Annotated in this window: 8 protein-coding genes; 1 reads left to right on the forward strand and 7 read right to left on the reverse strand. The window is 39.7% G+C overall.

Going from position 1 to position 15,960, the window contains the following annotated elements:
• Positions 1-23: 23 nt before the first annotated feature.
• The 4 genes from ACMX3D_RS03520 to ACMX3D_RS03535 all read right to left on the reverse strand — a co-directional run bounded on the left by ACMX3D_RS03520 (position 24) and on the right by ACMX3D_RS03535 (position 10,007).
• Positions 24-245, reverse strand: a complete 222-nt coding sequence (locus ACMX3D_RS03520) for a hypothetical protein (RefSeq protein WP_482750098.1) — start codon at positions 243-245, stop codon at positions 24-26.
• A gap of 145 nt (positions 246-390) precedes the next feature.
• Entirely contained in the window at positions 391-3,549 is a 3,159-nt protein-coding gene (locus ACMX3D_RS03525; RefSeq protein ID WP_482750099.1) for a tetratricopeptide repeat protein, read from the reverse strand.
• A 50-nt stretch (positions 3,550-3,599) separates the two neighbouring features.
• Positions 3,600-5,891, reverse strand: a complete 2,292-nt coding sequence (locus ACMX3D_RS03530; protein ID WP_482750100.1) for a caspase family protein — start codon at positions 5,889-5,891, stop codon at positions 3,600-3,602.
• Positions 5,892-6,347: 456 nt separating this feature from the next.
• The gene (locus ACMX3D_RS03535) at positions 6,348-10,007 is read right to left on the reverse strand and encodes a CHAT domain-containing protein (protein WP_482750101.1); all 3,660 of its coding nucleotides are present in this window, start codon (positions 10,005-10,007) and stop codon (positions 6,348-6,350) included.
• 1,076 nt (positions 10,008-11,083) lie between these two features.
• Between ACMX3D_RS03535 and ACMX3D_RS03540 the strand changes: the two genes are divergently transcribed.
• Positions 11,084-11,317 carry an Arm DNA-binding domain-containing protein gene (locus ACMX3D_RS03540; RefSeq protein ID WP_482750102.1) on the forward strand — a complete coding sequence of 78 codons (234 nt, stop codon included), beginning with the start codon at positions 11,084-11,086 and terminating at the stop codon, positions 11,315-11,317.
• A gap of 59 nt (positions 11,318-11,376) precedes the next feature.
• On the opposite strand, the gene ACMX3D_RS03545 is transcribed toward ACMX3D_RS03540, so the two are convergent.
• The 3 genes from ACMX3D_RS03545 to ACMX3D_RS03555 form a co-directional block, all read right to left on the reverse strand.
• The gene (locus ACMX3D_RS03545) at positions 11,377-11,625 is read right to left on the reverse strand and encodes a type II toxin-antitoxin system Phd/YefM family antitoxin (protein ID WP_482750103.1); all 249 of its coding nucleotides are present in this window, start codon (positions 11,623-11,625) and stop codon (positions 11,377-11,379) included.
• A gap of 88 nt (positions 11,626-11,713) precedes the next feature.
• Complete coding sequence (locus tag ACMX3D_RS03550; protein ID WP_482750104.1) at positions 11,714-13,471, reverse strand: ShlB/FhaC/HecB family hemolysin secretion/activation protein; 1,758 nt, start codon at positions 13,469-13,471, stop codon at positions 11,714-11,716.
• A gap of 85 nt (positions 13,472-13,556) precedes the next feature.
• Complete coding sequence (locus tag ACMX3D_RS03555) at positions 13,557-15,914, reverse strand: CHAT domain-containing protein (protein ID WP_482750105.1); 2,358 nt, start codon at positions 15,912-15,914, stop codon at positions 13,557-13,559.
• Positions 15,915-15,960: the final 46 nt, after the last annotated feature.

The raw sequence follows: 15,960 nt of genomic DNA on the forward strand, positions 1-15,960 counted from the left end.
TTATTGAAAATTTCTTTATTTCTCTATGCTACGGACACTTTGACACCACTTGCTTGGATTTCTGCTTTCGATTTATCGACTACCTCAAATGTGATGGACAGCGCAGCTATCTGTTGTGTATCAATTTGGCTAACACCTGTAATGGCATTGTCAAAACCTTCGGCGATCACACTGGTACGACCACCACGACGACCCTCTTCTAAGTCATCTAACAGACTAGCGATCGCCTTCAGCGTCAGCTTCACAATTCAGGCTCCCAGTAGAGACTTAAGTTTTGCTCGTAGTTGCTTGACAGCATCTGTGACTGTTTCTTCCAGTCGCCATACCAAAAAGGTTAGTAATCTGATGGGAACAGGTTTTATGCTTATTTAGATTGTTGATAAATTTTATTCATTCTGCTTCTCCAATTAATGTAAATGCAGCCCAGTCTTTAGGGCGAGGATGGCTTTTCATAATTGTCAGCATTGCCTGTCTTAAAGCTTGGGCTTTATCCAGTTTGCCAGAAAGCCAATTACGGTAAAACTGAGTCATTAACTCGGCAGTAGGAGCATCAGGAACTGACCACAGAGAGACCATAACACTAGGCACACCTGCGCTGATTAAAGAACGAGATAAACCAATAACACCATCGCCCGTGATTCTTCCTCTTCCTGTGTCACAAGCACTCAAAACCACTAACTCAGCATTTAGCTTTAAATCTAGGATTTCATTGGCAGTAAGTAAGCCGTCGTTGAGTTCACCTGTACCAGAGGGAGCAAGGGCGATCGCCCCTGGTACTCCTAGTCCCATGAAGTCATCGAGTAACCCATGTGTTGCTAAATGAACTATCCTCGCTTGAGATAGTTTAGATAGGATTGCTGCTTTACTTGCTTGATTACCTGTGAGCGATTTAGTCTTGAAAATTTCTGCTATGGCGATCGCTTCCTCTTGAGATGCTGGTAAGGGTTTAAGTTGTTCTGGGGTTTCGCCAATTTTGACAGTCACTTTCGGCATGGTAGGATTGCCAACAATGACAATTCCTTGAGAGTTAGCTTGTTGAACTTTAAGCCGTTGCTGTTGGGTTAAGTCTAAAACTTGAATTGCAGGTGCAGTTAGAATTGTGTGTTTTTCGATTAAGTATTTGCCATCTTCATCTTGTAAAGCAGCAAAGGGAACTAAAAAAAGTTCTCCTTGCGGCATGAAAATGACATGAGCGTTAGGATCTGAAGGCAGAAAATCAGCAATGGGAGCAATAAGAATTTTATGGAGTTGTTTCAGATGTTCTGTTTGATCTACCCTAGAAATTTGCTCGCGAATAATACTACTGGTTCTACCTCTTCCAACATCTATAGACTCACGGCTTTTTAAGACGAGATTTAATAAGGAAATGTCTAAAGATTTTTTTAGGTCTGTTTGGTGTAACCATACTTTTCCTTCTGGTGAAACCACCCAAATGTAGAGGTATTTGTTAAACAAAATCGAGTATTGAACCAGGGTAGAATTATGATTTTGGGCTATTTGTTTAATTTGCTGAATATTAGGAGATGCAACTTGATTTTTTAAGGAAACTAAATCCTGTTGCTTGATATAGGGAGATAATCGGGAAATCAAAAAATCTAAAAAGGCTCTAGCACGACCCCGTTCAGCAACTTCTAGTGATGCTTCAGTTTTATCTTGGGAAACTAGAATTTCTTGTAATTTTTGGTAAGTTAGAGCCTGTCTTTCAAAGATGGAAATTTTATTGATATCGTCGCTACCTAATTTATATCTTATTGATTCCCAGATTTCAATTGCGTCATATAGTGCCTTCTCGGCTGCGGCAAAATTACTGGCTTGAAAAAAATCTAATCCCAGATTGTCCAGTGCAACGGCTTCTTCCACCGGATCTTTTCTTTCCCGCGCGATTGCCAAAGACATTTTCTGATATTCTATTGCAAGTGATAATTTGCCTAAATAAGAGTAAATACTTCCCAGATTCCCCAGAGCCTTACCCTCTGTATCTCTGTCGTTAATTTCTCGCGCAATTACCAAACTCTGTTGATAATAATCAATTGCTTTCTGACTATCTCTCATTTCACGGTAAACATTGCCAAGAAGAGTCAGTGCTATTCCTTCATCTCTGCGATTTTTGAGTTTCCGGAAAATTACCAAACTCTGCTGATGGTAATCAATTGCCTTGGCATAATCCTTCTGAGTACGGTAAACTACTGCCAGATTTCCCAATGCTTGTCCTTCTCCTAGAAAGTCCCGACTTTCCTTTGCAATTGTCAAAGCCATCTGGTGGAAATCAATTGCTTTTTGGTAATTTCCTAAGAAAAAGTAAATCATTCCCAGACCGTTGAAAACTTTTCCTTTTTTGGATGGGTCTTTTAGTTGTTCAGTGATCGCTAAACTCTGGTTATAATAGTCTAGTGCTTTAGCATAGTCACCCAAATAGATATATGCTAATCCTAATCCATTCAAAGCGTCACATTCCTCTGACAAGTTTTTAATAGACTTGGCAAGCATTAAACTTTGCTGGTAGTAATCGAGAGCTTTGCCGTAATTATTAGAGATTAAGTAAGCATAGGCAAGATTGCCCAGTGCTCGCCTCACTTCAGATTGGTTGTTCAGTTCTTGGGCGATCGCTAAACTCTGCTGATACAATTCTATTGCTTGGCGATAGTTTCCCTGTTCCCGATAAACATTGCCCAGATTACCTAAAGTTATCCCTTCTCCCCGTCTATCTCGAATTTTCTGCTTGACTGCTAAACTTTGCTGATAGTATTTAATTGCTTGGGCATAATCTTTGCGGTCTTCGTAAATACTCCCCAAATTGTTTAAAGACTTAGCTTCTAAATCGAGGTTTTTGATTTTTTGTGCAAGGATTAAACTTTGCTGATAGGATTTAATTGCTTGATCCAAATCTCCAGAAAAATGATAAGCCACTCCCAAATTATTCAAAATTAGTGTTTCTGCTTCATTTTCTTGAACTTCTCGCGTAATGATTAATGCCTGCTGATAATATTCAATGCCTTGTTTATAATTACCCTCAGCACAGTAAACCAGTCCTAGATTATTGAGAATTTCTGCCTCCCAAGGAGGATTGTTAATTTCTCGGATCAGGGCTAAAGATTGTTGGAGGTAATCTTTTGCTCTAGCGTAGTCTTCCTGTTCTTTATAAGAATTTCCTAAGACCTCTAAAGCTACAGCAAGTAGCTTTCGTTCGTTAATTGCTTTAGCAATAGGCAATAATGCCTCTAAGTGTTTAATTGCTTGCTGATAGTTGAATAGCTTTTCATAAGCAATTCCTAGTTGGAGTAACGTCAATACTTGACCTCGACGGTCGTTAAGTTCCTGATAAATAACAAGTGCCTGCTGCCAAGACTGCAATGCCGATTCAACTTGACCTTTCTCAAACAACTGTTTAGCTTCCTGAAACAATCTTTCTGCTTCAGTTTGTCGTGAGTTTGGAGTTTGTGCCCATGCCTGTGATGTAGTAATTGGAGTAGAAAAATTTAGCCTCCAAAACTGCCAATCCATCATTATTAAAGTAGCAATCACAATCAAGAAGAATCTGTATAGTTGCATGACTGTTCACATTTTGCTGAGGAAAACATTTTTGAATTTGGAATAGCTTGCTAAACAACTATCTCAAAGGTGATGGACATTGCTGCTAGTTGTTGCGTATCAACCAAACTAGTTTCGGCAACAGGTTTCGCTCCTCTACTGCGGGAACCTTCATCAATGTCGTCTAATAAACTAGCGATCGCCTCTACTGGTTCTTTGTTCAAATCAACAGGTAATCCTCTCCTGTCTGTGGGTTGCTCTGCTGCTAAAGCACGTAACCTTTCAATTGCTCTTGTAAGTGGTGTTGTACTAGCAAGCACCAGCACCTCTGCGATTCCGGGATCTTTGCCAATCTTAAATTTATATAGTTCTCCGCGATCGGGATCGGGTATCTGAATTTCCTGTTTTGCTGGGACTGGTGCGACATCTTCAGTGCCTGGTAATGGCGACAGGACAGATAACTCTCCATCGACACTGATGAGCAACACACTAATATAAATGTCACGAGGCTCATTATTAGCTACTAAAAATTGCACCTCGGTTCCTGGCTGCATTTTTTGAGCATTGGAACTTTGAGGTATTGTCCCTCTGGTCTTGCTAGGAGTTTTAATTGATGCCCCCCTGACAGTGAATGATTCTGCTACAATCTGGCTACCGTCTACTCTTTGCATGGCAGCTGAGACAGCTAACCGTGATGAGGTAGTATTCAGCGTCAGCTTCACAATTCGGGCTGCTAGTAGAGACTTGAGTTTTGCTCGTAGTCGCTTGACTGCATCTGTTACTGTTTCTTCTGGTAATCCTGCTGAATCAGGAATTAAATCAAGTGCAGGGGAAAATAGCGCTATACTGCCGACTTGCGGTAGGTTTTTCACCTTGAGGTTTTGCAATTGCTCATAGTAGGCTTTGGTGATTCGACCCAGGATATATTGCACATCTTGTTGTTCTAGTGGGACTGCTTGAATGCGTTTAATCGATTGAAGTGCCTGCTTTGCCTGATCTATCTCCTGACCTAGTGATGGATCAAGTCCAATTTGGAGGGTGAGGTTGGTGGGGATTGCTCGCGATCGCTCTTGCAATAATGTACCAGGTGCAACTATTCCCCTATTAGATACCTGAATCAGTTTGCCTTGTGCGTTTAGTTGTTGCCGCGATTCAATCTGTACTTGTCCTTGTTCTTGCCCTTGATTATCTACGACGATAAAAGTCGCACCCCGACCAAAGGCTTTTAAACTCTGAGGATCTATACCTCCTAAAAACAGATCAACCTGATTCCCTTGAACTTTGGTAATCACTGCTTCGGCTGGTGTGTTTTTTCGGCTCGTAAAGTAAACTGTTTGTTGGTCGTTTTTACTTCCCTGTTTGATGTTAAATTCTGGCTGTTGCACTGTACCAGATGTAGGGAAATATTCTTGCAGTATCCTTTGTGTCGTAGTGGTAGTACTCGCCATCACCTGATTAACTGACTCAGCACCTGTTTGTTGCCAAAGATAGCGGGTGAGTACATAAGTAAAAATGCCAGCAGGAGTATCAGCAAAGCGAGTATCAATAGCCGACTGATACCGCCTAGCAGCAGCAAGCATCACACCTTTTGGTACACCTTGTTGACGCAATTTTACAAAATCTGAGTTAGTCAACTTCAACCGAGACATTAGTTGTTTTTGATATTCCTGTTCCTGAGTATTGGCCAAGAGTTGGATTTTAGAATCGGTGATCTGTCTCAACAGTTCTTGATCACCAGGACGTGATCTGATGGTTACAATCCCTTTCCTTGCGCCACCGGAAAAACAGCTATCCAGCACAAAGGTGACATTTTCTGTGTTGATAGCTTGCATTAACAACCACAGGGTATGCCCAGTAATATCTTTTACTTTGCCGCCTTTGTTGGGAAATCCAGGTGGTAGGAAACTATCGATGGGTACGATTGTGCTAATTCGTCCATCATCAAAAACTTTATCGGGATCGGCAACTTGAGAACCATGCCCAGAGTAGTGAAAGACTACTACATCTCCTGGCTGTGCCCATTTAATTAAGTGATCTTCAAAGGCTTGTAATATATTGTCACGGGTTGCCTCTTGATTGTGTAATGTGCGGATATTGTCTGCTTGAAAACCGAAGAGGTTGATTAAGAGTTCTTTCTGGATTTGAGTATCATTGACTGCCCCTTCTAATGGAAACCATTGATACTGCCCGATATTAATGTAGTCATTAATGCCTACTAATAAAGCTCGTTTACGAGGAGTATTTTGCCCTAAAACTTGAGCATAACGAATAGCTTGTTGTTCAATCTCTAACTGACTTAAACCGAGAGTAGCTAGTATCGAGCCAGTGAACTGTAAAAACTGACGACGCTTGATAATTGACATAACCTGCTTTTCCCCCAGTCTCGAAATCTTGCTATTCTTGATTGAAGAGATAATCAGCAATAATTAGTAGAAAAAATTAACTAAAACTGTCTCAATAAAGAATGAGGAATAAAAATTATCTAAAAAATCAATGATTCGTAAATATCACTTAAAATAAGTTGTTTCACTCTTTTATTATTGTTTTCTATCTCTTGTGAGCAATGTTTAAATCACTACAATAGCCATATCATAATTATCGTCAGGAATCTGTTCATAAATTTCATCCTCTTTGAGATGGAATTATGGAAAAGAAATTAATTGGAATCTATCCTCAATCATGTTATAAGCTGTAAAGCTTGTCTTTGAGTTTACAATTTTATGATTAAGTTTTATTTACTAATATCTAAAATATTTATTGTTTTAGAAAAATAAAACTAATAACAATCAAAGATTTTTGTAGATAATTACTAAAAATACTTAGAAACCATCACCAATCAGAATAAAGGGTGACCAGTAGTAAGGATGGCTGAGGTGATGGACTACATTTAATGGTAATTTGTTATTAATCGCTTCTATTTCAATACTGCTCCTTTGTTGTTGATCATCAGTCTTTTTGTTAGCAGTAATCAAAGCAATCTGTGCTTGTTGTAGTGCTTCTAACCTTGTAACATTACCTCGCTTGAGGATGGTATAGAAAGCATTCATTAACGCTTGTGTACCACCATCATCAACTGCCCAAAGAGAAGCTATTGCTGCTCTTGCCCCACGATGTTGAAACTGATAACCTAAACCTAAAATTTCTTCCCCATTACCCAGTTTGCCACCAATACCAGTTTCGCAAGCACTCAAAACTACCAGGTCTACATTATGCAGTTCCCAGCTTTCAATATCTCTGAGGGTAGGGCGATCGCCATTACCAAATAGAATAAAAGAATCCTCTGGCTGTCCGGGTACGAAAGCTGCATGAGTAGCAAAATGTACAATACTATATTCATTCATGCGTGGTTCAATTGCTTTCAGACTAAAATCTTGATCTAATAGTTTGGTAGTACCAGAAATTGTCTCGGCAAGTGTTGCTACCTCTTGACCTGCAAAGGGTAAACCCCTTAAGTTAAACTCTTGTTGACCTATGTGGACAGAGTAACTAAGTTTGGGATCTGCAAAAGCTCCTGCCAAAACCCGAAGTTCAGATGGTGATGAGCTAATGAACTTGGTGAGGGATTGAGCCGTAATGTTGTTAACACGGTAGTTTTGCACCAGCCATTGGTTACCGTCATACAATGCTGTTAAGGGGATGTAGCGCAATTGCCCATCGGGAGCATAGATGATGGTCGTCGCCTTAGCCTGTTTCAAGTCAGTTTCTAATGGCTTGATCAACCAAGTGTAGAGTTTTTGCGCTGGCACTTTCACATTGTCGTCACGATGTTCTAAGGCAGAACGAAAATCAACAATTACCTGATTTAGCTCTTTTCGCTTCACATTGACGGTACGGCGTAGAGGTGCAGTATCCGGAGTAGTGATTATCAATTCTAGGCGGTTATCGAGGATTAGGGGATAAAGAATGACTGCATTGAGGCGGCGCAAGTCGTCATGGAGAGAAACTAAGTTTGTTAAGTCTAGATTTTGTCTGCTGACCTCACGAGTTAGTTGATTAACAAGTTGAACTATATCGGAACTATGAATAAATTCATTAAATAGCTTATTGATTTCTTTTTCTAATTGTACCAATTGGGCAATACGTTGTTGCTGTGCTTGAGTGCGGTTAGCTTCTGGAATTTCTCGCAATTGAGTGAGTTCTTGTCCTAATTGAATGGCGCTTTCTTGTATAGCATTGTATTTTTGCAAAATTTCTTGTTCGGGACGTAGCACTATCAACTGCTGACCAGTCCCTCTTACATTGCGGAGGTAACCTTGTAGTTCTTGCACTTTCAAAAGATCCAAAACTTGTTGCGCCTCCAGAACCCGGTCTTGTTGTAGCAATAGGTCAGCTAAGCGACGATAGGTATGTGCAACGGTTTTTGTATATGATTCTTGTTGTTCGCGCGGTAATACTCGCAGGTCTTTGCGAATTATTTCTCTAACGTTAACTGATTGCTTGAAGAAAACAATTGCTAATTCTGGTTGTTTTTGTTGATCTAGCAACCAAGCAATATTGTTAAGTGTATTTCCTTGGCCTGCTTTGTCGCCTACTTGTTTTTCTATCGCTAAAGCTTGCTGATAGTACTTCAAGGCTTTGGGGTATTCTCCCAAATTGTAGTAAACTGCCCCAATGTTGTTGAGGGTAGTGCCTTCGCCTGCTTTGTCATCCACTTGTTGACGAATTGCTAAAGCTTGCTGATAGTATGCCAAAGCTTTGGAGTATGTTCCCAAATTACGGTAAGCTTCGCCAATATTGTTTAGGATAGTGCCTTCGCCTGCTTTGTCGCCTACTTGTTTTTCTATCACTAAAGCTTGCTGATAGAATTCCAAAGCTTTGGGGTATTCTCGCAAATCGTTGTAAACCACCCCAATATTGTTAAGCGTATTGCCTTCATCTGCTTTATCGCCCAGTTTTCGACGAAGCACCAAAGCTTGCTGATGGAATTCCAAAGCTTTGGAGTATGCTCCCAAATTACGGTAAGCTTCGCCAATGTTGTTGAGGGTAGTGCCTTCGCCTGCTTTGTCACCCAGTTTTTGACGAATTGCTAAAGCTTGCTGATAGTACTCCAAGGCTTTGGGGTATTCTCCCAGATTACGGTAAGCTTCGCCAATGTTGTTGAGGGTAGTGCCTTCGCCTGCTTTGTCACCCAGTTTTTGACGAATTGCTAAAGCTTGCTGACAGTATGCCAAAGCTTTGGGGTATTCTCCCAAATTGTAGTAAACTGCCCCAATGTTGTTGAGGGTATTGCCTTCGCCTGCTTTGTCACCCAGTTTTTGACGGATTGCTAAAGCTTGCTGATAGTACTCCAAGGCTTTGGGGTATTCTCCAAAATTACGGTAAGCTTCGCCAATGTTGTTGAGGGTATTGCCTTCGCCTGCTTTGTCACCCACTTGTTGACGAATCACTAAAGCTTGCTGATAGTGCTTCAAGGCTTTGGGGTATTCTCCCAGATTACGGTAAGCTTCGCCAATGTTGTTGAGGGTAGTGCCTTCGCCTGCTTTGTCACCCACTTGTTTTTCTATCACTAAAGCTTGCTGATAGTACTTCAAGGCTTTGGGGTATTCTCGCAAATCGTTGTAAACCGCCCCAATATTGTTAAGCGTATTGCCTTCAGCTGCTTTATCGCCCAGTTTTCGACGAAGCACCAAAGCTTGCTGATAGTACGCCAAGGCTTTGGAGTATTGTCCCAAATTACGGTAAGCTTCGCCAGTATTATTGAGGGTAGTGCCTTGCCCAGAACGATCTCCCTCTTTTATTTCTATCGCTAAAGCTTGCTGATAGTACCCCAAAGCTTTGGAGTATTCTCCCAGATTACGGTAAGCTTCGCCAATATTGTTGAGGGTAGTGCCTTGCCCAGAGCGATTTCCCTCTTGTTGATGAATTACTAAAGCTTGCTGATAGTACGCCAAGGCTTTGGGATATTCCCCCAAATTGTTGTAAATTACCCCAATATTATTGAGGGTAGTGCCTTGCCCAGAACGATCTCCCTCTTTTATTTCTATCGCTAAAGCTTGCTGATAGTATTCCAAGGCTTTGGGGTATTGACTTAAATTACTGTAGGATAATCCAATTTTATTGAGTGTTAGGGCTTCTTGAGTGCGATCATCTATCTCCCTAAAAATCTTCAAAGCTTGCTCATAAAACTTGATTGATTGGGAAAATTTGCTTTGAGAGTAATAAGTCTCACCAATTTTGTAAAGAGTAACACCTTCACCTTTGCGATCATGAGCCTGCTGATATAAGGCTAAAGCTTTTTCAAATACTTCTAATGCTGCTTGAAATTGGTTTTGCCCTAGTTTTTGTGTACCTTCTGTCAGCAGACTATCGGCCTCATCTTTAAAATTTTGAGCAATTTGTGTGTGTCCTAGTCTCAGATTTGCAACAAATGCGACAGCTTTTAGTTCTCCTATGACAGCAAACGATAATATAAGAGTTACAAGTGTAACTCCAAGGTGATTGCAATCTATGCTGCGTCTGCCAAATTGATAATTCGACATATACAAAAATTCAAAAAAAGTAATATGGATTTTCTTTATAAACCGATATATGTCCTATTTTGAAACCATTGTTTTCTGCACTGATTGCTACTCATAATCACTGGCTAAAGTAGTAGAATTATTGTTGAAATGCCACAACATCAGCCTCTGCTGCCTTGTATAGGCGTAGCCTACCGCAGCATTACAATACAATTTATAATTTATATTTGGAAAATATCTTTTGTACAAATAAACAGATTGCCTGATTTTAGTTTCTTCCGATTTAGAAAAGTTTTCTTGGTTCTCGTTCTTATTTTATATTTAGCTTTAAAACGCTCATTGATTTTCAAAACCGAATAAATTTATCACTTTTTATTGCTGAGCTTATTTAAAGTATTCTTCCATATAAGACTTTACTCTTTCTTTTGCTGTGTAAGTATCTATTAGTATAAGCTCTATTTTCTTTGCGTAACAAAAAATAAAAAATTTATCAATGCTGAATTGATTGCTAATTATTTGGGTATGATCATTTAAAATTAGCAGGATATAACCACAAAATTAACTAATCTGAAATTTTTCTCTAATTCTACGCTCAAATTTGTTATCGTACACTTTCAACTGTCCGGTGTTTGTTCTCCAAATGCCGTAAGTACCGCATAACAACGCTTTTTAATCTACGTCACCTTGTTTTTTTAGCCCATACACAGGCGATCGCCCACATTTAATCCCATTTACTTTTTACTGTCTGACCTTGATGGATTATTAGAGACTATTAATTTGAGAAGATGGATTACTAAATCAAGTTTGATTTTTGTTCTAATTAAGGTCACTGGGAATTGAAAAGTCATGAAATTTTAATATTGTTCTGTTGGGTGTAAATTGGGTGTAGAAATTGTATAAAAAAGCTGAAACTGTTGTAAATAAAGGATTTTATATAGCCTTCCAAGCTATTAATGCGGGTTCGATTCCCGCCGCCCGCTTAAAAGCTAAAACCCTTGTAAGACATAGCTTAAAAGGATTTGTTTTATTTATAGAAAAGTTTTTTATAGTATTTTTGTACTAAAAATATACAATGATTTGGGGTAGTTTAGGGTACTTTGGGTGTAAACTTAGGTACAAAAGTACTACTAATTATATGTACACCAAAACATCTACAGGTAAAGAAAGAACCCAAGGGAAGTGTCTCTATCATTGATTCCAATAGCCGATTACAACTACGGTTTCGTTATGGAGGTAAAAGATACTATCTATCTCTTGGTTTATCCGATACCAAAATAAACCGTAAAGCCGCAGAAGCCAAGAAAAATCAGATTACGAACGTTAGCAGATAATTGAGGGTCATTTGTTACCCACCAAATGAAGGCATGGGTATCTAGTAAAACTCTCATTACTAAACAAATTTAGAATTTTCAAAATCACTCAAGATTTCTTCTGGTAAAGGCTCATTGAAATCTGGTGCAATAAATACTTTACCTTGGTCTAAGCCGGGAATACGAGGAGAACTCTTATTTGTGAGTGCGACTAGACGTGCAACCGGAATTCCCTGTTCAGCAATCACCAATTCTTCACCTAATAATACTTGATTCAGAAGTTCACTAAATTTGGCAGTTGCTTCAGCAACGTTGACAGTGATGGTCATTTGCTTTGATGGTGATTCTCTAATATGTTTTACGATAACATTAGCTGCACAGGCGATCGCTCTCTAGCCTAAGCGCCTCTAGCAAAATCTACAACCGATACCCAACGCTGAAGTAAAAACCATCATCTTGGGCGTTTCTTCCCCGGTCATCTAAGTCTATCAAGGGATATCCGTAATCAAGTTTGATATCAAGCTGTGGTAGTGGTTGAAATAATACGCCAACTCCGATACCTGCAATAAATTTCTGGCGTTGTAAGGTGTTAGGATTATCATCTACATTCCAGACATAAGCCATATCAAAGAATGGGGCAATTTGCAGTGTTGAGTTACCTGATGCGTCTTTTTGCACTGTTAAGCGGTTTTCAATAGTAAATCTTACACCGTTGTCACCAGCGCGGACGTTTTGCCGATAGCCGCGTACTGACTGACCACCACCCACAACAAACTGCTGGGCTGGTAACAAAGCATCGGGTGTCAGTTGTAACTCAGCTTGGGCAATCAATATATTATCTGTACCTAAGCGTTGTACGCGTTGCGCTTGTGCTAACCAACTAAAAAACTGCCCATCGGGTATAGGGCTGGGATTACTGGTAGCATCAAATATACCAAGACCAAAACTAAATAGCGATCGCAATGCCCAAGCACCGTTGAGATCCCGAACTACATAATCTTGTCCAAATTTAATTACACGGGTGCGACTGTTACCTTCTGCATCTGGCCCAAAACCAAAGGGTGTCGGCCCTGCAAAGGTGAAGGTTTGACCATTCTGCACTGCAAAACCTAGAGACAAGGCAAATTCTTCCCGTGGTGTTCTGATGAGTGGTTGTCTAAAACTAATTTCGTACAGTTGCGACTCCCCACTGATATCGAATGCTGCAAATGGTTCTTGCACTACATTCGTATTATTAAATGAGGTTCGCAGTTGTAATGTGCCATTCATCGGGTTGACTGGCAGGCGATAATTAAAATCAAAAATATTTGCGCCTCCCCGCGTTGTTAAATAATAGGACGCGTCAAATTCATCACCCAAGCCTGAGAGGTTGCGATAACTAGCATTCACACCCAATCTTTCCGAACCAATACTAGGAGGAGAATAGTTATCTACAGTCAACGCTGCATTGAAAGGTTGTGCTTCGGTAACGCGCACTATCAAAATACTTTGACCAACGCCACTACCCGCACGTAAACTAGCTTCAACGTTAGAAAATAAAGGGTCAGCCCGGAGTAATCTTAATTGGTCTTCTAATGCAGAGGTCAAAACCGGCTTACCCGCACCCAAAGCTATACGACTACGCACATATTCTGGATTTAACCGTTTTGTGCCTTGAACTTCAATTTTTTCGATTGTCCCTTCAATTACCCGAATTTCTACTACGCCATTGTTAACGGTTTGGTCTACGACAATCGCTCTAGAAGTAATGTAGCCTTGATCAAGGTAAATTTGAGTGATGGTATCAGCCGCTTTGCGTAGTTCTTCAACAGTGACTTCACGCCCTTCTAATGGCTGAGTAATCTTTTGAAATCTCTCTGAACGAAAAACTGTACTTCCTGTAACGTTGATTTTCTCTACTCGAATAGTTTGAGAACCACCCTCTGTAGGCTGCGTTTCTGGAGTTGGTGTTGGTGTTGGTTGTATGGGTGGTTGTGATTCTGGCGGTAAAGGTTGTGGAGTTGTTGCTGGCTGGGGAAAGCGGTCTTGATTAGGGTTTCCTTCTGGATTTGGGGCTTGTGCTAATGATGGCAAAGTTAAAATTACACAGGCACAACCAAAAATCAAGCTAGTAGATAGCAAATATATATATTTCTTGAATGAAACAAAATAAATCGGAGAGCGTAAATTAGACATTTTAAATTTCAACTATAAAAAATCAATCCTATGTAAGATTTATTGTTTATGCTTTTGCTATATTGTGTGTCTTTTTTATTATTTTTTAACGTACTTCTCCAATTAAATTAAATCCTGCCCAGTCTTTAGGATTGGGGTACTGCTTCATCGTTGCTAACATAGCCTTTTGTAAGGCTTGGGCTTTGTTAGGGTTCTGCTTTAACTGGCGATAAAACTCGGTAGTTAGTACAGATGTAGGTGTATCCGATGATGCCCATTGCGAGACTATAACACTAGGCATACCAGATGTTATAAGTGCTAAAGATAAACCCAGCATACCGTTGCCTAAGTGACTATTTCCTGTTTCGCCAGCACTGATAAAAGCTAACCTAGCACGCAAACGTTTGCCTTTTGGTTGAGTATACAAATTGAGAATTTCGTTGGCGGTAAGTAGTCCGTTATTCTCTCCAGCCAAAGCAATTCCTCCCGGTATCCCTTGTCTTTTCACATCATCTAAAACACCATAAGTTGCGAGATGAATTATTTTGGCTTTGGGTAATAAAGGCAAAATAGCCGCTTTTGTTGCTTGACTACCAATGAAAGCTGGAGTTTTGAAGAAATCAGCAATAGCTAAAGCTTCTTGTTCCGAATTTACTAATTGTGGTAAAGGCTGTGCTGCTGCGTTAATTGCACGGGCAATTTTCGGCATGGTAGGATTGCCCACGATGACAACTTTACTACCACCTGTTTTACTGCGTTGTTCTTTGGCTAACTTCAATATTTGAATTGCTGGCGTAGTGGAAATTGGATGTTTTTCAATTAAATATTTGCCAGAAATATCAACCAAAGCCGGGAAGGGAACAAACCATAACTCATCTTGGGGAATAAATATGATTTGGGCTGTGGGACTTTCTGGTAATAAGTCAGCGATGGGCTTGATTAATAGTTGATGTAACTGTAATAAAGGATTAACAAGTTCTTTCGGGTGATTTTCCTGACTATTTAAACCGAGATATTTAGGGATTTTATCAACTGTTTCTGCGATAGAAGTTATTGGTGTAATTGTAGTTTCATTGTTCAGTTTAATTTGGCGGAATATAACTTTACCTGTTGGCTGAATTACCCAAGCATACAATCCATCATCAGGAATAATCGCATATTTTACAAGAGTAGATTTTTGTTCTTTGGCAATTGCTTGAATTTCGGTAATGTTGGGTAAGCTAATTGACTTAGGTGCTATTTTTAAATTATTATCTTTTGGTTCAGAAGCTAAACGCATTCCCAGTAATTGTAAGAATGCCATGATACTACTTTGTTCAGATATTTCTAATGCGGCTTCTGGCTGATTTCGTGCAATCAAGACTTGTTGTAGCAAGCGATATGTATTGGCTTGTTCGGCAGCATAATCAACTGTATTCCCTAAATCTAAGCGCAGGGATGTCCAGTTTTTAATACTTTCTTGCAGTGTAGTTTGAGCTTCATCCAACTTGCTAGATTTTAGATAAACAAACGCTAAATTATTTAAAGCTGTGCCTTGGGTATATTTATCTTTACTAGCTTTGGCAGAAGTTAATTGTTCCTGATATAATGCTATGGCTTTGTCGTATTGTTTAGCCAAAGTATAAGCGCGTCCTAGTTGCCTAATTAACTCAGATTGTTGAGATTTTTCAGTGAGTTTTAGCTGTTGTTGATAAAAAGCGATCGCCTGCTTAAAATCACCTTGTGCTTGATATGTTTCTGCTATTTGCTTAAATGTCGAACTTACTAAGGGATTATTATTTAATTCCTGAGCTAATTTTAACTGTTGCTGATAAGCTGCGATCGCCTGTGAATACTGCCCCAATTTTCGATAAGTTGCAGCCAGATTTTGTAAGGAATCTATTTGCAGTTGATAGTTGTTATTTGCCTTAGCAGTTGTTAGTTGTTGTGAATGAAAAGCAATTGCTTGTTTATACTCTGCTGCGGCATCATGTTCTAAACCAACATTACCTAAAAAAGCGGCTTCTCTGTCGGGATTACCAATTTCTTTTTTAAGTGCTGTTGCTTGTTCTTGATATTTTTTGGCTAACTTTTCATCGCCAATGGTGGTATAAGTATTACTGAGATGTTCTAAAATTTGGACTGTAATTGATTGATTATCAAAATCTTGGGTTAGCTGTAAACTTTGTTTGTAAAAAGAAATCGCTGTTTGGTATCTACCAAGGGTAAAGTAAGTAGCACCTAAGCGAAATAGTACGTTGGCTTCACCAGTGCGATCGCCTGTTATTTGATATAGTTTTAATGATTCTTGTAAGGATGTTAAGGCTGCTTTAAATTGTCCGTTGGTTAGTTGTCGGTTGCCGAGATTTAAGAGTAAGTTAGCACGATATTGTTGTACGTCTAGTGGTTGGTTTGAGTTGGCGGGAAGGGGAGAGAAGAGGAGGAGGGAGGTTAAGGTTATTGTTAAAAATAGATGGGGTTTCATAGTATTTTTTTATCTCACGCAGAGACGCAGAGGCGCAGAGAGAAAA

Source organism: Anabaena sp. TISTR 8404 (assembly GCF_056847745.1).